Genomic DNA, 18,807 nt, shown 5'->3' with positions numbered 1-18,807 from the left:
CGGTACGGTACGGTCCGTACCCTATTTCCGGAGGGAAGCATGCGAGCCAAGGGCATCGGCTACGACACGGGGTTCGAGATCGACGGGCGCGTGAACCGCCCGTTCGACCCGGACCTCGTGCGCCGCGAACTGACGATCATCCGCGACGACCTGCACTGCACGGCGGTGCGGCTGATCGGTACCGACCTGGACCGGATCGAGTCCGCCGCCCGCGAGGCGGCCGCGCTCGGGCTGGAGGTGTGGTTCTCGCCGTTCCCGTGGGACCGCGGCCCGGAGGAGCTCCTGGCCCTCTTCGCCGACGGCGCCGCGCGGGCCGAACGCCTCCGCGAGACCGGCGCCGAGGTCGTGTTCGTCGCCGGGGCCGAGCTCAGCCTGTTCTGCCACGGCTTCCTGCCGGGCGACAGCCTCCCGGAACGGCTGGAGAACGTCCTGGCGTCCCGGGAACTGCTGGCCGGGCTGCCGGAGCGGATCAACGCGTTCCTCGGCCGCGCGGTGGCGGAGGTCCGCGCCCGGTTCGGCGGCCGCGTCACGTACGCGGCGGTCCCCCTCGAGCGGGTCGACTGGGCACCCTTCGACATCGTTTCGGTGGACGCCCACCGCTCGAAGGAGGTCGAGCACCTCTATCGCGACGGCGTCCGGAACCTGGTGGCGGCGGGCAAACCGGTGGCGATCACGGAGTTCGGCGTGACGCCCTACCGCGGCGCGGCCGACCTCGGCGCCCGCTGCGGCGAAATCGTCGAGTACGAAGACGGCGTCCCGGTCCGGCTGACGGGCGACCACGTCCGCGACGAGGAAGAGCAGGCCCGCTACCTCCGCGAACTGGTGGAGATCTTCGCGGCCGAAGGCGTCGACGCGGCTTTCGCGTGCACGTTCGTCTGCTACGGCCTGGTGCACCGCGCCGATCCCCGTACCGACCTGGACATGGCGAGCTGGGGGGTGGTGAAGGTGCTGGAGGACGGCGCGGGGCGGACGTACCCGGGCGTCCCCTGGGAACCGAAGGCGGCGTTCGGCGCACTGGCCGAGTGCTACGCCTGAGCCAGGAAGTCCACCATCGCCGTGGTCAGTTCCGGGCTGCTCATCGCCGTGAAGTGGGTGCCCGGCACCCGGGCGAAGCGGCCGTTCGGCAGGGTCGCGGCGAGGGCGTCCGCGGTGGCGTGGCCGTCGTCTTCGGCGCCCGCCAGGACCAGCGTCGGCGTGGTGATCCGGTGCAGGCCGGCCGTCGGCACGTGGGTGCCGAGGACGTGCCGCAGCGCCACCGGGTCGCTCCCGGCCTGCCGGATCCAGTACGCCGGCGAGCCGGGCGCCACGGGCCGGCCCTCGATCAGCGTGGTCAGGGCGTCGTGGAGGACCCCGGTCCGGGACGTCGCACGCCGGACCGCGTCGAGGCCCTGGCCCGCCACGACCGCGCGGCCCGGCCGGGCGCCGCGGGCCAGGAGACGCAGCACCACCCGGCCGCCGAAGGAGTAGCCGCCCAGGTCGTAGTCGTCGAGGTCGTACTCGTTGACGCTGTAGTCGTCGAAGCCGAGGTGGTCGAGCAACGCGAAGCCGTCGTCGGCCAGGACGTCGGGCGGGTACGCCGCGGGATCGCGCGGGGCGGCGCTCGCCCCGTGGCCGCGCAGGTCCGGCAGGATCACGCGGTGCCCGTGGCCGGCGAGCACCTCGGCCGGGGCGAGCCAGTCGCGTCCCGAGCCGCCGAACCCGTGGAACAGCACCAGGGTCCGTCCGCGGCCGAGGGCGCGGTAGGCGAGTTCCCGGCCGTCGCGGGCACGGAAGTGCTCCATGCGCCCGATCGTACGGCGGGTCGATGGCCGCGAACCCGGGCGTGCCGTCCTGCACCGTGCTGTCGGCTCGGTGCGCCGCCGCCGGTGTGTCGCGATGCCCTCGAGAGCGGGCTGGGGTGCCGCGGCGGCCTCGCCACCACCCGGCGGCCCGCCAGTGGGTGCGCGTTCGCGCCATCGGGGTGACACTGGCGGCATGAAGGTCGTCGACGGGCAGCGGGGTTCGTACCGCCCGCCGTCGACCGCGTCACCGGCGCTGCGCCGCGGTCCGGTGCTGGTCACCGCCGTTGTCGCGGCCCTCGGCGGTGCCGTGATCCCGGCGGCCGCGCTGCCTGCGCTGTGGCGGGTCTGGCAGCTGTACGCGATGTTGTTCGGCCTGGTGGCCGCGGTCGGGATCGTCGCCGCCGTCGCCGTGCTCGGCCGGCCGACGCGCAGAACCGCGCACTTCGGCGCGTTCGCGGCGGCCTCGGCGCTCGTCCTGTGGGTGGCCAGCCGTCCGCTCGGGCTGCTGACCCGCTTCGACCCCTGGCAGCCGGCGGACACGGTGGCCGGCTTCACCGACTGGGTGGCCGCCGGGCTGCAGGTCCTCGCGCTGTCCGGCTTCCTCGTCGTGGCCCGGCGGCGGGCGCACCCGTGGCCGTCCGCGGTCCGGCGGGTGACGGCGTGGATCCTGCTGTTCCCGGTGCTCGTGGCGGTGCTCGCGACCGGCGTGGCGGGTGCCGTCGCGGCCGGCGACAGCAGCACCGGGCCGGCCGCGTCGACGTTGCTCGACGCGGGCCCCGGCACCGTCGAATACTGCCGTTCCGCCGGGATCCCGCTGGCCATGGACATCTACCGGCGCAGCACGGGCGCGCCGCCGGTTCCGGTGGTGCTGTTCCTGCACGGTGGCGGGCTCGTCCTCGGCAACCGCAAGCCCGCCGGGCCGGGCGCGCTGCTCGCCGGCTCGCGGTTCGGCCCGCTGCGCGACGAGCTGACGGCCCAGGGGTTCGCGGTCGCCGTCATCGACTTCCGGCTCGCCCCCGCGGCGCCGTGGCCCGCCCCGCTCGACGACGCCCGGTGCGCGGTGCGGTTCCTCAAGGCCAACGCCGCCGCGCTGGCCGTCGACCCGGCCCGGATCGCCGTCGCGGGCACCGGCACGGGTGGCACCCTGGCGTCGCTGCTCGGCGTCGCGCGGGGCGGCGACACCGGCCCGTACCAGGGGCAGGACAGCACGGTCCGCGCGGTGGCGGCGCTGGCGGCCCCGGCGGACTTCGACCTCGCGGGCCTGGACCCGCTGACCCGCGCCTCGGTGCTCGTGGCGCTGGGCCGCTCGCCGTCGACGCTGCGCGAGGCGAGCCCGCTGACCCACGCCGGCCCGGGCGCGCCACCGTTCCTGCTCGGCGACGGCGGCCGGAAGTCGGGGGAGTTCGCTGCCCGCCTGCGCGCGGCGGGGGTGCCGGTGACCGACGGCCCGGTGTCCGAGCGGCAGGTCGCGGACTTCTTCGCCGCGGCCGACGGGTGAGACTTGCCCTGGAGTGCGCTCCAGGTCCTAGCGTGGGGGCACACCGACCACTTCAGGAGCTGTTTCATGGAACTGGGTTTCCACCTCCCCATCTTCGACATCGACGGCGGGACGCCCGCCATCGCCGGCGAGCTCGCCCGCGTGGGCGCGGCGGCGGAGGAGGCGGGGGCGACCTGGCTGTCCTTCATGGACCACTACTTCCAGATCGAGCCGACCGGCCGGCCCGCCGAGGCGAACATGCTGGAGGGCTACACGACGCTCGGCTACCTCGCCGCGCACACGTCCCGCATCGAACTCGGCCTGCTCGTCACCGGCGTGACCTACCGCCACCCGGGTCTGCTGGCGAAGATCGTCACCACGCTCGACGTCCTCTCGGGCGGCCGGGCCGCCCTCGGCATCGGGGCCGCGTGGTTCGAGCGCGAGCACCGGGGGATGGGCGTGCCGTTCCCGCCGGTCGCCGAGCGGTTCGAACGGCTCGAGGAAACGCTGCGCATCTGCGCGCAGATGTGGGACCCGGCGGACAACGGCCCGTTCGAGGGCCGGCACTACCGGCTGGCCGAAACGCTGTGCTCGCCGCAGCCGATCCATCGGCCGAAGGTGCTCATCGGCGGCGCCGGCGAACGCAAGACGCTCCGGCTGGTCGCCCAGTACGGCGACGCGTGCAACCTCTTCGGCAGCGCGCCGGAGGACGTCGAGCACAAGCTGGACGTGCTGCGCCGCCACTGCGACGACGTCGGCCGCGACTACGCCGCGATCCGCAAGACGATCGTGGCCAACAACCCCCGCCCGAACCCGGAAACCCGCGACGACTTCGTCCGTTCGATGGCGGATTACGCGAAACTCGGGGTGCAGCAGGTGATCATCACGCCGACCACGGGTTCGCCCGCCGCGTGGATCGAGCAGATGGCCCCGGCGGTGCCGCAGCTGGCGGAACTCGGTTAGCCGGCCGGCGCCCGGTCTTGCCGCTCACCCGGACACGCGTCGGCCCGTAGCGCGTCTCGGCATCGAATCCCGCACCGGCACCGGCCGATGATATGTCCACTGTGGACACGTCCGGTCCCGGTGAACCGTTGCGGTGCTTCGTCCGTGTGTCCTGGTGAGGTGGCGACCGAGAGGAGGGGCTGATGCCCCACGTGCGCACGACAGGACGACACCGCAAACCGGCGACGATCGGGCTCGCCGCGCTGGTGGGCGTGGCAGGCGCAACGGCGGCGGCGATCGCGTTGACCAGCCCGGCGAGCAACGCGGCCACGGAACAGTGCGGTGGTCTGGACACGGCGCTGCGGAACAACCTGACGTTCATCGCGGGCCAGCGCACGGCCCCGGACGCGCAGTCGGCGGCCCGCATCGCCAACCGCCAGGCGGTGGTCGACCAGATCGAGCAGAAGCGCCGGGCATCGGGCTGCGCGAACCCGGTGGCGGCGAACGAAGTGGCCGCTCAGTGCGCCTCGATCGCGGCGGCCGGCCGGCAGGCCGAGGCGGTGAAGGACAAGGCCGGGCAGAACGGCATGGCGGCCGAGAAGGGTGCCACGGGCAAGAAGAAGGCGGCTGGGTCCGGCGCCGGGAACGGTAAGGCGCAGCAGGACGGCCTGGCGGCTGAAGGCGGCATGGCCGCCGAGAACGGCATGGGCATGGCGGCCAGTGAAAACGGCATGGACGCGCAGAAGGGCGCGGCGGCCGACGAGAACGGCATGGCGGCGAAGAAACACGCAGCGGCCGGGAAGAGTGCTGCCGACCAGAACGACATGGCCGGGCAGCAGAACGCGGGCGCCCAGGATGCCGCTGCCGTCCAGGCCTGCGATGTGGTCCAGAAGTGCCTGGCGCAGGCGGCAGGCGCCGCCGACGGCAATGCCATGGCGAACCAGGACGGCATGGCCGAGGAGAACGGCATGGCCGGCGGGAACGTCGACAAGAACAAGGCGGCCGGTCAGGACGCGAACGGCATGGCCGCCGCGAACGGCATGGCCGCCCAAGAGGGCTCGGCCCCCGGGAACGGGATGAGCGCGGAGATGGGCGCGGCCGGGCAGAGCGGCATGACCGGCGAGAACAACAGCCGGAACCAGGCCGCCGAGCAGGGCAAAGCCGCCCAGGGCGGCGCTGCCGACCGGAACGGCATGGCCGGGGAGCAGCAGGACGCGAACAAGGTCGTCCTCTCCGCGCAGGACTGCGCCGCCATCCTGAACTGCGTGGCCCAGGCCGCCGATCCCGCCGCCGCGCAGCAGCAGGGCATGGCCGCCGACGAGAGCCGGAAAGCCCAGGACCAGAAGGCCGAGAACCAGAAAGCCGAAGGCCAGCAGAAGAAGGCCGAGGACCAGAAGGCCCAGGGCCAGCAGAAGAAGGCCAAGAACAAGGCCACCGACAAGGCCGCTGCCGCCGACAAGGCCGCTGCCACGGACAAGGCCGCTGCCGCCGGCGCGGCCGCGACCCGGTGCGTCGCCGCCGCCGTGAGTGCCGCGGGGAAGGCGCCGGCGGGACGCTGAACACACCGGACCCGGACCGGCGGCCCGACCGCCCCGGTCCGGGCCCGGACGCCGGACCAGCCGCAACCACCCGGACAGGTGACCCGCGGGAACTCCGGCCCGCCGCCGTTCGTTCTTCCAGCCGAGCGCAGTACCCTGGCGCTCGGACCACGACCGACGACAGCTTGAGGCTCCAGTGACCACCGACCCGGCGGCCGGGGATCTGCGCGAGGCGGCCGACGAGCTCGCCGTCGCCGGGCAGCTCCCGCGGTTCCTCCTGATGTACAAGTTCGCCATCGAAGAGCTGATGACGAAGCTGCGGATCCTCAGCGAGGAATTCGACTTCGTCCACCAGCACGACCCGATCGAGCACATCACGAGCCGGGTGAAGCGGCCGGAAGCCATCAGGGAGAAGGTCCGCCGCCGCGGCCTCGGCGGCGATTGGGTGTCCGCCGCGCACGTCCTCGACGACATCGCCGGCGTCCGCGTGGTCTGCCCGTTCGTCTCCGACGTCCACGAGGTCGCCCGCATGCTCACGGCGCAGGACGACGTCGAACTGCTGCGCACCAAGGACTACATCGCCAACCCGAAGGCGAACGGCTACCGCAGCCTGCACCTGATCGTCCGCATCCCGGTGTTCCTCTCCGACCGGGTGGAAAGGGTCAAGGTCGAGGTGCAGCTGCGCACCATCGCCATGGACTTCTGGGCCGCGGTCGAGCACAAGCTCTCGTACAAGTACCGCGACAGCGTCCCGGCCGACTTCGCCGGCGAGCTCGCGGCCGCGGCCCGGACGGCGGCCGACCTCGACCGCCGGATGGCCGCGCTGCACGAGCGGATCCGCTAGGGCCCGGCCAGGGCGTCGAGCAGGAGCCGCAGCCCGAATTCGAACTCCGCTTCGTGGTCGCACACCGCGAGGTAGGGCGCGGCGACGGCGACCGCGGGCAGCCCGGACGCCGAAAGGTCCGCCAGGCGCTGGACGCTGCCGCCGAGCGTCGGGGCCGCCTCGACCTCCCGCATCAGCGTGCCGATCAGGAACGCCAGCACCGCCCGCAGCCCGTGCACCGCCCGCTCCGGCGGAAATCCCGCCGCGAGCAGCGGGGCGAGCACCGCCTCCACCGGCGCCAGCGCCGTCATCGAGGCGAGCCGGCGGGTGAGCACCAGCGGCGCCGCCCGCGGGTGGCGCAGCATCGCGGCCCGGAACCCGTGCGCCAGCGCGGACATCGTCTCCCGCAGGTCCGCCTCCGCCGGCGGCGCGGGGATCGAGGCCAGCAGCACCTCGGCGATCCCGTCGAGCAGCGCGTCCTTGCCGTCGACGTGGTTGTACAGGCTCATCGGGTCGACGCCGAGCCGGCGTGCGAGCTTGCGCATGCTGACCGCGTCCAGGCCGTCTTCGTCGACCAGGGCCAGCCCGGCCAGCAGGATCCGGTCGCGCGACAGGACAGCCTGGGGCGGCCGACCCCGCCGGGTCGTCACGGCCTCAGCACCGCGGGCAGGTGCTCGTAGCCGCGCAGGATGCGCGTCGACCGGCGGCGGGCCCCGGGCAGCAGCCGCAGGCCGGGGAACCGGTCGAAGATCGTGCGCAACCCGATCTCGCCCTCCATGCGCGCCAGCGACGCACCCAGGCAGTGGTGGCGGCCGGCGCCGAACGACACGTGATCGCGCGCGCCCTCCCGGGTGACGTCGAAGACGGCCGGATCGGCGAACACGCCGGGGTCGCGGTTGGCGCCCGCCAGGACGGTGGTGACCAGCGACCCGGACGGCAGCGGGACGCCGGCGACCTCGGTGGCGCGCGTGGCCACGCGGCCGGTCAGCAGCACCGGCGGGTCGTACCGGAGCACCTCCTCGACGGCGTTGCCCCACAGCTCCGGTCGTTCGCGCAGGACGGCGAGCTGCCCGGGGTCGGCCGCGAGCAGGGCGATCCCGCTGCCGAGCAGGTTGACGGTGGTCTCGAAGCCGGCCGCCAGCACCAGGCCCGCGGTCGACTTCAGCTCCGTCTCGGTGAGGCCGACGCCGCCGTCGCGGGCCGCGACGAGCTTGCTGAACAGGTCGTCGCCGGGGTGGCGGCGCAGGTGGTCCAGGTGCTCGCCGAGCCAGGCGTCGAACTCGGCCAGTGCGCTCTCGACGTGGCGGAACGTGCGCCAGCCGAGCCCGAGGTCGAGACTCGGTGCCGCGGCGGCCCCCAGCGCAAGCACCCGGCCGAGGTCGGACGGCGGCACGCCGAGGATTTCGCTGATGACCGTCACCGGCAGCAGCGCGCAGTAGGACTCGGCGAGGTCGAGCGGGGCGGCGGGGTCGAGCGCGTCGAGCAGGCCGTCCGCGATCTCCTGCACCCGGCCGCGCAGCTGCTCGACCGCGCGCACGGTGAACACGCCGGTGACCAGCTTGCGGTAGCGGGTGTGCTCGGGCGGGTTGACGGCCAGCAGCGACGGCGGCCGCACCGGGTGCAGGTGCTCGCCCGCCGCCCACTGGCCCAGCCTGCCGAGCGCCGAGCCGTCGGACCCGATGACGCCGACGCGGAAGTCCTCGCTGGAGAGCACTTGGCGGACCGCGGCGTGCGTGGTGGTCATCCAGCCGAAGCGGGTGTGGGCGAGCGGGCCGGCGGCGCGGATCTCCTCGAACAGCCCGGTCAGGTCCCGGCCGTCGGCCGCGGCGACCACCATCCGCCCCTGCAGGTCCCCGCGCTTGGCCTCGCGGCGCAGCACGGTCCGGGGGAGCGCGTGGCCGAGGCTCCAGCGGACGACGGGCTTCGCGCGGGCCAGGGCTCCTTCGAGCACGGCTTCCCCCTTCGGTCGGCGTACCTACAGTGTAGGTTATCGCCGCCCGGGCGCCGGGTCATCGCGGTGGCCGGGCCCTCCCCCGACCGGCGCCAGCAGCACGCCCAGCGCGAGCAGTTCCGTCAGCGCCATCCCGCGTTCCACCAGGCCGAGCGGGATCAACGTCCACCAGCGCCCAGCCGAGACCGCCGCAACGACCACCGCGCCCAGGATCACCGCGAACCAGCCCAGCGAACCGATCGCCAGCACGCGCGCCAGCCACCGGCGGCCGGGGGCGGACGGGAACGCCGCGCGGGCCGCGACCAGCACCGCCAGCGGCAGCGCCACGAACGCCACCACGCTCGCGATGCGGTGCAGCGTGCCGCCGAAGTCGGCGCGGGAGACCGTCGCCCAGTCGGGCTTGGGGAAGGCCACGATGACCAGCAGCCCGACCGTCCACAGTGTACCGAGGATGGCCGACGGCACCGGGAGCCGCCGCTGGCTGCGCAGGACGGCCAAGCCGGCCGCCGAGCCGAGGGCGACCAGGACCACCGCGAGGTCGAAGACCCACTTGTGGTCGGAGAGGCCGTATTCGCTGATCGTGCGGCGGGTGACGCTGATCCGGTCGGTCGGCGGGATGACCTGTAGGAGCAGCACGAGGCCGGCGCCGATGACCAGGGCCGCGATGCCCGTCAGGGAGACCGCGACCGACACTCGTCGCGCAGGGATCGTGGCCATGGACCGACAGTAGCCGACCGGTGGTCGGCTCCCTGTGAAAGCGGGACTTTGTACGACTTACGGCGGTGTCCGCGGCCGGATTTCCTCCATTATGGTCCACCGCTACCGGTACGTCCGTGCGTGCCGGCCTGCTGTCAAGGAGGCTCTTCCTGTGGGGAATTCACCAAGACGGCTGGTGATGCTGGCTTCGGCCGTCGCACTGGCCGGAACGTTCGTCGCGTTGCCGGCCGGCACCGCGGGTGCGGCGCAGAACATCCTGCGCGCGGACAAGTCGGTAACCCGCTCGTGCTTCGAGAAGGTGCTGCCCAAGGGCACCGCGGGCGCCGACCGCCGCGAAGTGACGTCCACCGTGGACGGTCTCGTCCAGGCCCGGCTCAAGGCGGTGCCGGGCGCCGAAGGCGACTGGGACGTCGCCGTGTTCGACAAGACCACCGGGGCGGTGGTCGCCGCTTCGGCGGCGTTGCGCAGCCACGAACTCGCCGAAAGCTTCGTGAAGAAGGGGCAGGAACTCGTCGTCCAGGGGTGCCGGTACGGCGGCCCGGCCGGGCAGGTCCAGCTCGGCGTCGACTTCCTGGCGCTGACGCCGCAGGGTACGCCGACCGGGGCGGCCGCGGCGGCCCAGCGCGCGGAACTCGTGCGCGTCGAGACGCCGACCCGCGCCGACAAGAACAAGCTGACCGCCCTCGGTCTCGACGTCACGGAGAAGGGTGACGCGACCGGGGTCGAGGTCGTGCTCGCCGGCGACGCCGACCGCCAGACGCTGAAGAACAGCGGCTTCAAGTCGAAGGTCATCGAGGCGGACCTGTCGGCCAAATCGGTCCAGGACGCGCGGACCGACCGCCGGTACGCCGCGACGACGGCCGCGTCGGCGCTGCCGTCCGGGCGCACCAGCTACCGGCACCTGTACGAGTACAACTTCGAGATGAAGGAACTCGCCCGCAAGAACCCGAACCTCGTTTCGGCGTTCACCATGCCGGAGTCGACCTGGGAAGGCCGGGACGTCGTCGGCGTCGAAATCGCCACGGACGTCAAGAACGTCACCGACGGCAAGCCGGTGAACTTCACCATGGGCGTGCACCACGCCCGGGAGTGGCCGGCCGGCGAGCACGTCATGGAGTGGGCGTACGAGCTGGTCAACGGCTACTCGCGCGACGCGTCGATCCGGTCGCTGGTGAGCAAGACGCGCAACATCGTCGTGCCGATCATCAACCCGGACGGCTTCGAGATCTCCCGCGAGGCCGAGCCCAAGGGCGACTTCACCCGGTTCGACTACGAGATGAAGCGCAAGAACTGCAACGTCAACGACTCGCCGCCGCAGTTCGCGACCGGCGTGTGCAAGGCCAACCCGGGCGGCCGCCTGCGCGGCACCGACCCGAACCGCAACTACGCGGGTTTCTGGGGCGGCGCCGGCGCCGAGATCGCCTGGAGCGGCGACACCTTCCGCGGGTCCGCGCCGTTCAGCGAGCCCGAGGTGCGCAACGTGCGCTCGATCGTGTCCTCGCGCCAGGTGACGAACCTGCTGACGATGCACACCGTCGCCGCGCTGGTGCTGCGCCCGCCGGGCGTGGCCGACGTCCGCCCGCCCCTGGAGGAACCGCAGTACAAGGCCCTCGGCGACAAGCTGGCCTCGCGCAACGGCTACACCAGCGAGCCGAGCTGGGCGCTCTACGACACGACCGGCACCACCGAGGACTGGTCGTACTGGGCCACCGGCGGCTGGGGCTTCACCATCGAGGTGGGCGGCAACGGCTTCCACGGGCCCTACGCCGACAGCGTCGTGGCCGAGTACGCGGGCCTGGCCCCCGCGACCGGCGCGGGCAAGGGCGGCAACCGCCAGGCGTTCCTGGACATGCTGGGCAACGCGGCCGACCCGCAGCAGCACTCGACGCTGATCGGCTCGGCGCCCAAGGGCTACCAGCTCAAGCTGCACAAGACGTTCCAGACGCCGACGTCGCCGGTGATCCAGCCCGACGGCTCCACCAAGCCGCCGATCTACTACACCGACGACCTGAACTCGAAGTTCACCGCCTCCGGCGGCCGCTTCGCCTGGTCGGTCAACCCGTCGACCCGGCCGTACGTGGCCGGCCGGTACGGGCGCGACCCGCAGGGCCCGGCGCAGCAGGGCTTCGCGGTCGCCAACCCGCCCGGTGTGCCGGCGATCAACCAGAACTACCCGGCGGACCCGACGGGTGACTCGTTCACCTTCCACGTCGACGGCATGCCGAAGGTCGACAACGGAAAGTTCAGCGTCAACGTCAACTGGAAGAGCACCTCGACCGACTGGGACCTGTTCGTCTACGACTCGGCGGGCAACCTGGTCACCTCCTCGGCCAACGGCGGCACGACGTCCGAGCACGCCGTGCTGTTCGACCCGCCGGCCGGTGACTACAAGGCCGTGGTGGTCAACTACGACCAGGCCGACCCGAACGCGGTCGACGACTGGACCGGTGACGTGTCGTTCTCGTCGCCGATCCCGCCGACCTACGGGACGAAGGAGGCCTACCAGCTGACCTGCTCGTCGCCGAACGGCAAGCTCGTCGGCGTGGCGGACGTCTACGCCGACCGCGGCCAGACGGTCGACGTCGGCGAGGTCTGCACCCGGTCCGCGCACGCGCAGAAGCAGCGCGCGTCGGGCGGCGTCCGGTAGTACCCGGTTCGGTTCGTGAAGGCCTCCTCGCTCGCGCGGGGAGGCCTTCACGGCGTCGTGGCGAGGGCGATGCCCAGGACGACGAGAACCGTGCCCACGACGCGGTTCAGGGCCGGTTTCGCGTGGGCGTACCAGCGTTGGGTGGCGGGGGAGGAGAAGAGCAGGGCGACGCTCAGGTGCCACGCGGCCGACGCGGCGACGATCAGCGCCACGGCGGCGGCCTTGACGGCGGTGGGTTCGGTCGGCGGGAGCGTCGCGGTGAGGACGCTGCCGAAGAAGGCGGCGGCCTTGGGATTGGTCAGATTGCTGAGGACACCGCGGCGGAACGCGCTGCCGCGAGCGTGGGGTGGGGCGGTTTCCGGAGCGCGGGCGGTCAGCCACAGGCGGACGCCGAGCCAGGCCAGGTAGGCGCCGCAGACGACGCGGAGGGCGGTGGCCAGCCACGGTTCCCGCGCCAGGACGGTGCCGAGCCCGAAGACGGCCACGGCGGCGAGCAACCCACCGGCGGCGACGACGCCGAGCGCGACGGCGACCGCGGCACGCCGCGTGCCGGCGGCGGCGGTGTGCGCGATGAGGACGAAGTTGGGGCCGGGGGAGACGGCGGCGGGCAGGTAGGCCAGCAGGACGGTGCCGAGGGTGGCGGCGGCGCTCACGTCGCCCGGCCGCCTTCGGTGATCGCGGGGGTGGTGGCGGTGCCGCCGCGGAGGCCGGGCGCGGCGCGGTTGTCGAGGTGGCGAACAGTGCCGGTGCCGGTGCCGGTGCCGGGAACGGGGTCGGCGCCGCGGCGCAGGTGGTCGCGGCGATGCGCCGGAACTGTCGGTGCCTTCCGGTAGCGTGGAAATCGGGGGCTGCTCATTCAGGTGCGCGCCGCGGGATTCACGCGGCCCGGCCGCCGCCGACCACCTGATCGCGCATGGTGCGCAGCGTCTCGTGGTCCACTGTGGACGGCTCCGCGGCCAGCCAGGCGCCGATCTCGTGCAGGAACTCCTCCGGCGTCATCGGCGCGACGGGCAGGTCGCCGGGGTCGGCCGTGGTCAGGTCGCCGCTGCGGCTGGGGTACAGGATCATCGCGCCCCGCAGCGTCACCCCCGGCAGCAGCTCGCGGTAGGCCGCCAGGCTCTCGGCGAGCCGGCTGCCGCCGCCGCGGAACGGGCGGCCGTTGCGCAGCAGCCTGCCGTCCTCCGCCGTCTCGTAGTGCCCGGGCAGCCACAGCTTCGACTCGATCAGCACCAGCCGCTTCCCGCACAGCACCGCGTGGTCGACGTCGGCGAAGACCGAGCCCGGCCAGGCGAGCCCGTGGAAGATGCGGGCGCCCGGCAGCCGGGTCAGGTAGCCCTCGAGCAGGTCGGCGGTGAGGCGCTCGGCCAGCTCGTCGCGCTCGGTGCCGGGTGCGCCGAACACGGTGCGGCCGCCGAACTCCTCGGCGTACGCTTCGCGCGCCTTGGCGGCTCGGAGGTAGCCGCGCGCCAGCCGCTGGACCAGCAGCGCCGTGCCGGCGGTCAGCAGCAGCCAGACGATGAGCACCGGGGTGCTGAACCCGACGCCGGTGACCAGCGGCAGCAGCACCAGCACCATTCCGGCGACCGCGGCCACCACCGGCGTGTGCCCGGGCCCGCGGTGGCGGCCGTGCCGCATCCGGGTGTCCTCGCCGGCGAAGTGCCACCAGCTCAGGTCCTCGGCGTCCAGCTCGGGCAGGTCGGGGACGAAGCCGGGCTCGTCGCCGAAGCGCCGCCGGGGGCGGGGCCGGACCGGGACCGGCACGACGGTCGCGCCGGCGGCGTCGTAGCGGGCGCGCGCCACGGGGTCGCTCAGGACGTCGTAGGCCTCGCGCAACAGGCGGAACGTGCCGACCGTGCCGCCGCCGTCCGGGTGCATGGTCTTGGCGAGCCGCCGGTAGGCCGTCTTGACGTCGGCCGCCGTGGCGTCCCGGCGCAGGCCGAGCACCTCGTAGTAGTCGACGTCGGGCACGCGGGCGGTCACCTCCGATGGCTGCGCGAAGACTTTATGGGGTCGGCCCAACGGGTTCGTCACCGCCTCGCCCGGCGCGCCCGGGTGATGTCCCCGGTGCAGGTCACGGGGTTTTGCGTACCCCGGTGACCGTGATCGTCGGTCCGGTGACGACATCCTGGGTGGCGGCGGCGTGTCGGTTGCGGAGGCCGAAGAGTGTCCACTGAGGACTGACCGTCACCCGGAAGTGTTGCGGGACCAGGTAAAGCGCGCCGTCTCGTGACGTTTCGTAGTGGGATTCCACCCGAATGGCCGTGAACATGTGTTCGAACGCTCGGCTATGATCGAGCCATGACCTCGACACCCCACAGACGTGACGGGCCCACCGCCACCCCACCTCGGCAGCGGGCCCGTCACCCCCGTCAGCGCTCGCGCAGCAGGTACCGCTGCAGCTTGCCGCTGGCGTTGCGCGGCAGCGCGTCGAGGAACCGCACCCGGCGCGGGTACTTGTACGGCGCGGCAACGGCTTTGGCGTGCTCCTGCAGGGCGTGCACGACGTCCGGGCCCGGGGCCACGCCGGGCCGGAGCACGACGAAGGCGGTCACGACCGCACCCCGGTCCGGGTCGGGCGTGCCGACGACCGCGCACTCCTCGACGTCCGGGTGCGTCAGGAGCACCTCTTCGACCTCGGGAGCCGCGATGTTGTAACCGGAGGAGACGATCATGTCGTCGCTGCGCGCCACGAACCGGAAGTAGCCGTCGGGTTCGCGGACGTAGGTGTCGCCGGTGATGTTCCAGCCGCCGCGGACGTAGTCGGCCTGCCGCGGGTCGTCGAGGTAGCGGCAGCCCGTCGGTCCTTGGACGGCGAGGAGGCCGGGAGTGCCGTCCGGGACGGGCCGGCCGTCGAGGTCGAGGACGGCGGCACGGAAGCCGGGGACGACCTTGCCGGTCCGGCCCGGGCGGGCGTCGTCGCCGGCCGCGGAGATGAACACGTGCAGCATCTCCGTGCTGCCGATGCCGTCGATCAACGGCGACCCGACGACCTCGCGGTACCGCTCGGCCACGGCGGCGGGCAGTGCCTCCCCGGCGGAGACGGCGCGGCGGACCCCGGCCAGCAGGGGCCCGTCGCCGGCGGCGAGGATCGCGCGGTAGGCGGTCGGGGCGGTGAACAGCACCGTCACGCCGTGTTCGGCGACGATCGACGCCAGCTCCTTGGGGGTCGCGCGGTCCACCAGCAGCACCGACGCGCCGGCGCGCAGCGGGAACACCAGGAGGCCGCCGAGGCCGAAGGTGAACGCCAGCGGCGGGGTCCCGCAGAAGATGTCGTCCGGGGTGGGGCGGACGACGTGGCGGGAGAAGGTGTCGGCGATGGCGAGCAGGTCGCGGTGGAAGTGCATGGTGGCCTTCGGCGTCCCGGTCGTGCCGGAGGTGAAGGCGAGCAGGGCGACGTCGTCGGCGGCGGTCGGCACGTCGGCGAAGGTCGCCGGGTGCCGGGCGCAGCGTTCGGCCAGGGTCGAGGGCCCGGTGCTGCCGGGCAGCGTGGTGTCAGGCGCTGTGATGTCGGGTGCTGTGGTGTCAGGTGCGGTGGTGCCGGGCTCCGTGGCGCTGGACGCTGTGGTGTCGGGCCCTGTGGTGTCGGGCCCTGTGGTGTCGGGCCCTGTGGTGTCGGGCCCTGTGGTGTCGGACGCTGTGGTGTCGGACGCGGTGCGGTAGGGCACCACGGGCAGCCCGGGCGGCAGTTCGCCGAGCAGGCGCTCCTCGCACAGGGCCACCGTGGGCCGCGCGCGGTCGGTGATCTTGTCGAGCTCGCCGCGGCGCAGCATCGGCATGGTCGTCACCGCGACGGCACCGGCCTTGAGGACGCCCAGCCAGCACGCCGCCAGCCACGGGGTGTTGGTGCCGCGCAGCAGCACACGGTTGCCGGGCACCACCCCGAGTTCGGCGGTGAGGACGTGCGCGATCCGGTTGGCGCGCGCGAGGACCTCGCCGTAGGTCCACGTCTCGTGCGGTGAGCGCAGGCAGGGGCGGTCCGGGCCGAGGCGAGCGGCGGTTTCGTCGAGCAACGTCGTCGCGGCGTTGAGGCGGTCCGGGTAGTGCAGCTCCGGCAGGTCGAACACCAGCCGCGGCCACTGGTCCACGGGCGGCAGCCGGTCGCGGCAGAACGAGTCGACGTGAGCGCTGGGAGAAAGCTTCATCGCAGCTCCTCGGTCTCGGCCCCGCACCGTCTCGGCCCGCCTCCCGTGGAACGTAGCACCCGTTGCGATCGTCGAGAAGACGCAATGTCGTATCGATGACGACGGCAACCGGAGAGCCACGTGCGGTCGGAGCACCGGGCGCCTGCGTCGGTCTGGCGCCGCCGGTCACCCCGTCGTGGGGGCGCGGGAACACCGGGTCGCGGTGGGCCGCCCACTAGCTTTTCGATCATGGTCGAGACGCCCGAGCCCCCGCCCACCCTGGCCGATCCGCGTGCGCTGCTGCTCGGCTACCTCGACCACAACGCCGCCGCGATCCTGCGCAAGCTCGACGGTCTCTCCGAACTCCAGCTGCGCCGCAGCGTCCTCCCGTCGGGGTGGACGCCGCTGGGCATGGTCAAGCACCTCGCCTGCACCGAGCGCTTCTGGATCCGCTACCTGTTCGCCGGGGAGGACGTCGACTTCTCGTGGCCCGTCACGACCGAACAGGAGTGGTTCGTCGCGCCGGAGGAACCTTCGGCGGACATCACGGCGTTCTTCCTCGCGGAGCGCGAAAACTGCGCCCGGCTCGCGGCGGTCACGCCGCTGGAGCGCCGAGCCGTCCGCACGACCCGCCGCGGCGGCGCCGAAGAGCACCCGACGTTCGCCTGGATCCTGTGCCACCTGGTGCAGAGCTTCGCCCGGCACGCCGGGCACGTGGACGTCGGCCGCGAGCTGATCGACGGCGTGACCGGCCGGTAGCGCCGCTCAGGCGGGCGGGGCGACCGTGGCGTCCTGGTTCGCGCGCCGCAGCGCCTCGGCGACGAATCCGGTCGCCTTGAGCTCTTCGACCAGGTCGTGCAGGAACGTGACGGTTTCCGGGCGGCGATCCGGGGTGGTGCAGACGGCCTGCCGGATCTCCATGAACCGGCCGGGAAGCACGTGCGTGCCCGGGTGCCGGGCGGCGTAGGCGGTCATCGGCTGGCGGATCCCGGCGGCGACCTCGAGGCCCTTGTCCTCGAACGCCGTGACGCCGTCCGCGCCGCGGACGATCGTGGCGTGCTGCAGCGTCCGCGTCAGGTAGAGGTCGTAGGCGGAGCCCTGCTTGACCCCGATCCGGACGCCCGCGCGGTCGACGTCGCCGGGCGTGGCGAACGGCGAGCCGTCCGGGACGACGTACACGCCTTCGATGACCACGTACGGTGCCGTGAACGTCACCTGGGCCGCGCGGGCGGGTTCGATCGCCAGGAAGCCCAGGTCGGCCGCGCCCGAGGTCAGCGCCTCGAACGACTTGCGGGCCGCGTCGAAGCAGGCGAACTCCACGGGGACCTCCAGCCGCGCGGCGACCTCGCGCGCGAGGTCGACCGTGACCCCGCCCGGCTCGGCCGGCGTGCCGTGAGCGAGTACGGGATTGCCGAGGTTGACGGCGGCACGCAGCGTGCCGGTGGGCGCGAGGTCCCCGGCGACGGCGGATGGGTCTCCCATGAGCGGCGAGGTTAGCGGCGGGACCGGGCACGCGCCCCGCGAATGTCGCTCACGCCACCGGCGGCTCGTCCGCGGTGGTCAGGGCGAACACCGTCTCCTGGTGGTAGACCTGCCCGGGCCGCAGCACCGTGCTGGGGAAGTCCGGCCGGTTGGGGGAGTCCGGGAAGTGCTGCGCCTCCAGCGCGAACCCCGCGCCGCGGTGGTACGGACGGCCGCCGGTACCGGTGACGGCCGCGGTGAGGTAGTTGCCCGAGTAGAACTGCAGGCCCGGCTCGGTCGTCCACATCGTGAGCAGGCGGCCGGACGCCGGGTCCCACGCCCGCGCGGCGAACGGGGCGCCTTCGTCGAGGACCCAGTTGTGGTCGTAGCCCTGGCCGATCACCAGCTGGGGATCGGGCTCGCCGACGCGGGCGCCGATCGGCGTGGGCCGGCGGAAGTCGAACGGCGTGCCCTCGACCGGGACCGGGTCGCCGGCCGGGATCAGGTCTTCGCCGGTGGGGCAGAACCGGCTCGCGGCGATCTCCAGCCGGTGCTCGTGGACGTCGCCCGCCCCTTCGCCGGCCAGGTTCCAGTAGGTGTGGTTGGTCAGGTTGACGACCGTCGGCGCGTCGGTGGTCGCGCGGTAGGTGATCCGCAGCCGGTCCCGCGCGTCGAGCCGATAGGTGACCTCGGCGGTGAGGCGCCCGGGATAGCCCTGGTCGCCGTCCGGGCTGACCAGCGTGAGCCGGACGGCCACGCCGTCGCCGTCCCGGACCTCGGCGGCCGACCAGACCCGCGTGTCGAACCCGGCGGGGCCGCCGTGCAGGCTGTTCTTGCCGTTGTTGAGCGGCACCCGGTGCTGGACGCCGTCGAGGGTGAAGGTGCCGCCGGCGATCCGGTTGGCGAACCGGCCGATCACCGCGCCCAGGAACACGCGGTCCGCACCGGGCCGGTTGTTGGCGACGTACCCGTCGAGGTCCGCGAAGCCGAGGACGACGTTGCCGGGCCGGCCGTCGCGGTCCGGTACCTCCAGGGACTGGAGCACACCGCCGTAGTCGAGCACGCGCACGACCGGCCCGCCGGGCCGCCGGAGCGTGTACCGGTGGACATCGGTGCCGTCGGCCCGGCCGAACGGCTCCCGGATGAGTTCGGGTGCGGTCATCTGTGCCCTCCCAGCGACTGTTAGCGTTAACAGTCCGTAGCGACTTTAGAATCGCGGCCGCCCGGGGTCAAGAAGACAGCGGTGACCGGCAAGGAGCCACCCGGCCGGAAAGGCTCGCCGGCTGCCGGAACGGAAGTCGTGGGCGTCAATCGGCCGCGGCAGGGCTGGGGACAACGTGGCGACCCGC

General features: G+C 73.3%; 17 protein-coding genes. 7 read left to right on the top strand and 10 right to left on the bottom strand.

Translation table 11 applies throughout. The annotated features are described in order from the left end of the window. Nucleotides 1-39: 39 nt before the first annotated feature. Entirely contained in the window at nt 40-1,035 is a 996-nt protein-coding gene (locus tag ACLJOU_RS36010) for a hypothetical protein (protein WP_410573737.1), read from the top strand. Here ACLJOU_RS36010 and ACLJOU_RS36005 read toward each other — a convergent pair. Next, the gene (locus tag ACLJOU_RS36005) at nt 1,026-1,781 is read right to left on the bottom strand and encodes an alpha/beta fold hydrolase (protein ID WP_410573736.1); all 756 of its coding nucleotides are present in this window, start codon (nt 1,779-1,781) and stop codon (nt 1,026-1,028) included. The two genes, ACLJOU_RS36010 and ACLJOU_RS36005, sit on opposite strands and share 10 nt — an antisense overlap. A 193-nt stretch (nt 1,782-1,974) precedes the next feature. Between ACLJOU_RS36005 and ACLJOU_RS36000 the strand changes: the two genes are divergently transcribed. The 4 genes from ACLJOU_RS36000 to ACLJOU_RS35985 all read left to right on the top strand — a co-directional run bounded on the left by ACLJOU_RS36000 (nt 1,975) and on the right by ACLJOU_RS35985 (nt 6,582). After that, nucleotides 1,975-3,279, top strand: coding sequence for an alpha/beta hydrolase fold domain-containing protein (locus ACLJOU_RS36000; RefSeq protein ID WP_410573735.1), 1,305 nt, complete (start codon nt 1,975-1,977; stop codon nt 3,277-3,279). Between the two features lie 66 nt (nt 3,280-3,345). Beyond that, nucleotides 3,346-4,221 (top strand): LLM class F420-dependent oxidoreductase, encoded by an 876-nt coding sequence (locus tag ACLJOU_RS35995; RefSeq protein WP_410573734.1) that lies wholly within the window; start codon nt 3,346-3,348, stop codon nt 4,219-4,221. Between the two features lie 182 nt (nt 4,222-4,403). Continuing rightward, complete coding sequence (locus ACLJOU_RS35990; protein ID WP_410573733.1) at nt 4,404-5,759, top strand: hypothetical protein; 1,356 nt, start codon at nt 4,404-4,406, stop codon at nt 5,757-5,759. 175 nt (nt 5,760-5,934) lie between these two features. Continuing rightward, on the top strand, nt 5,935-6,582 hold the full coding sequence (locus ACLJOU_RS35985) for a GTP pyrophosphokinase family protein (RefSeq protein ID WP_410573732.1): 648 nt from the start codon (nt 5,935-5,937) through the stop codon (nt 6,580-6,582). Here ACLJOU_RS35985 and ACLJOU_RS35980 read toward each other — a convergent pair. Genes ACLJOU_RS35980 through ACLJOU_RS35970 form a run of 3 tightly spaced genes read right to left on the bottom strand, consistent with a single transcriptional unit; the run spans nt 6,579 to nt 9,229 of the window. Continuing rightward, entirely contained in the window at nt 6,579-7,211 is a 633-nt protein-coding gene (locus ACLJOU_RS35980) for a TetR/AcrR family transcriptional regulator C-terminal domain-containing protein (protein ID WP_410573731.1), read from the bottom strand. The genes ACLJOU_RS35985 and ACLJOU_RS35980 overlap by 4 nt on opposite strands. Next, nucleotides 7,208-8,512: a cytochrome P450 gene (locus tag ACLJOU_RS35975; protein WP_410573730.1), complete on the bottom strand. Its 1,305-nt coding sequence runs from the start codon at nt 8,510-8,512 to the stop codon at nt 7,208-7,210. The genes ACLJOU_RS35980 and ACLJOU_RS35975 overlap by 4 nt, the downstream gene beginning before the upstream one ends. Before the next feature lie 36 nt (nt 8,513-8,548). Beyond that, complete coding sequence (locus ACLJOU_RS35970; RefSeq protein WP_410573729.1) at nt 8,549-9,229, bottom strand: DUF998 domain-containing protein; 681 nt, start codon at nt 9,227-9,229, stop codon at nt 8,549-8,551. Between the two features lie 178 nt (nt 9,230-9,407). On the opposite strand from ACLJOU_RS35970, the gene ACLJOU_RS35965 reads away from it, so the two are divergent. Beyond that, nucleotides 9,408-11,876 (top strand): M14 family zinc carboxypeptidase, encoded by a 2,469-nt coding sequence (locus ACLJOU_RS35965; protein ID WP_410573784.1) that lies wholly within the window; start codon nt 9,408-9,410, stop codon nt 11,874-11,876. A 47-nt stretch (nt 11,877-11,923) separates the two neighbouring features. Here ACLJOU_RS35965 and ACLJOU_RS35960 read toward each other — a convergent pair whose 3' ends face one another. From ACLJOU_RS35960 to ACLJOU_RS35945, 4 genes are all read right to left on the bottom strand, one after another. Next, nucleotides 11,924-12,529: a LysE family transporter gene (locus ACLJOU_RS35960; RefSeq protein WP_410573728.1), complete on the bottom strand. Its 606-nt coding sequence runs from the start codon at nt 12,527-12,529 to the stop codon at nt 11,924-11,926. Continuing rightward, the gene (locus ACLJOU_RS35955; protein ID WP_410573727.1) at nt 12,526-12,732 is read right to left on the bottom strand and encodes a hypothetical protein; all 207 of its coding nucleotides are present in this window, start codon (nt 12,730-12,732) and stop codon (nt 12,526-12,528) included. The genes ACLJOU_RS35960 and ACLJOU_RS35955 overlap by 4 nt, the downstream gene beginning before the upstream one ends. Nucleotides 12,733-12,752: 20 nt before the next feature. Further along, a complete protein-coding gene (locus tag ACLJOU_RS35950; protein WP_410573726.1) occupies nt 12,753-13,844 on the bottom strand; it encodes a J domain-containing protein in 1,092 nt (363 codons plus the stop codon). A gap of 401 nt (nt 13,845-14,245) precedes the next feature. After that, a complete protein-coding gene (locus tag ACLJOU_RS35945; protein WP_410573725.1) occupies nt 14,246-16,018 on the bottom strand; it encodes an AMP-binding protein in 1,773 nt (590 codons plus the stop codon). A gap of 228 nt (nt 16,019-16,246) precedes the next feature. Between ACLJOU_RS35945 and ACLJOU_RS35940 the strand changes: the two genes are divergently transcribed. Beyond that, nucleotides 16,247-16,756, top strand: coding sequence for a DinB family protein (locus ACLJOU_RS35940; RefSeq protein ID WP_410573724.1), 510 nt, complete (start codon nt 16,247-16,249; stop codon nt 16,754-16,756). Between the two features lie 6 nt (nt 16,757-16,762). On the opposite strand, the gene ACLJOU_RS35935 is transcribed toward ACLJOU_RS35940, so the two are convergent. Continuing rightward, a complete protein-coding gene (locus ACLJOU_RS35935; protein ID WP_410573723.1) occupies nt 16,763-17,479 on the bottom strand; it encodes a transporter substrate-binding domain-containing protein in 717 nt (238 codons plus the stop codon). A gap of 49 nt (nt 17,480-17,528) precedes the next feature. Then, nucleotides 17,529-18,620, bottom strand: coding sequence for an aldose epimerase family protein (locus ACLJOU_RS35930; protein WP_410573722.1), 1,092 nt, complete (start codon nt 18,618-18,620; stop codon nt 17,529-17,531). Nucleotides 18,621-18,807 lie beyond the last annotated feature (187 nt).

The organism is Amycolatopsis sp. cmx-4-61 (genome assembly GCF_046548775.1).
GTDB lineage: Bacteria > Actinomycetota > Actinomycetes > Mycobacteriales > Pseudonocardiaceae > Amycolatopsis.
This window is presented reverse-complemented; position numbering and strand designations above follow the sequence as displayed.

What these genes read in the sequence shown, in the direction of transcription:
- ACLJOU_RS35955 (WP_410573727.1), bottom strand. Translation starts at nt 12,732, where the DNA reads ATGAGCAGCCCCCGATTTCCACGCTACCGGAAGGCACCGACAGTTCCG.
- ACLJOU_RS35930 (WP_410573722.1), bottom strand. Translation starts at nt 18,620, where the DNA reads ATGACCGCACCCGAACTCATCCGGGAGCCGTTCGGCCGGGCCGACGGC.
- ACLJOU_RS35940 (WP_410573724.1), top strand. Translation starts at nt 16,247, where the DNA reads ATGGTCGAGACGCCCGAGCCCCCGCCCACCCTGGCCGATCCGCGTGCG.
- ACLJOU_RS35990 (WP_410573733.1), top strand. Translation starts at nt 4,404, where the DNA reads ATGCCCCACGTGCGCACGACAGGACGACACCGCAAACCGGCGACGATC.
- ACLJOU_RS35935 (WP_410573723.1), bottom strand. Translation starts at nt 17,479, where the DNA reads ATGGGAGACCCATCCGCCGTCGCCGGGGACCTCGCGCCCACCGGCACG.
- ACLJOU_RS35970 (WP_410573729.1), bottom strand. Translation starts at nt 9,229, where the DNA reads ATGGCCACGATCCCTGCGCGACGAGTGTCGGTCGCGGTCTCCCTGACG.
- ACLJOU_RS35965 (WP_410573784.1), top strand. Translation starts at nt 9,408, where the DNA reads ATGCTGGCTTCGGCCGTCGCACTGGCCGGAACGTTCGTCGCGTTGCCG.
- ACLJOU_RS36005 (WP_410573736.1), bottom strand. Translation starts at nt 1,781, where the DNA reads ATGGAGCACTTCCGTGCCCGCGACGGCCGGGAACTCGCCTACCGCGCC.
- ACLJOU_RS35945 (WP_410573725.1), bottom strand. Translation starts at nt 16,018, where the DNA reads ATGAAGCTTTCTCCCAGCGCTCACGTCGACTCGTTCTGCCGCGACCGG.
- ACLJOU_RS35995 (WP_410573734.1), top strand. Translation starts at nt 3,346, where the DNA reads ATGGAACTGGGTTTCCACCTCCCCATCTTCGACATCGACGGCGGGACG.
- ACLJOU_RS36000 (WP_410573735.1), top strand. Translation starts at nt 1,975, where the DNA reads ATGAAGGTCGTCGACGGGCAGCGGGGTTCGTACCGCCCGCCGTCGACC.
- ACLJOU_RS36010 (WP_410573737.1), top strand. Translation starts at nt 40, where the DNA reads ATGCGAGCCAAGGGCATCGGCTACGACACGGGGTTCGAGATCGACGGG.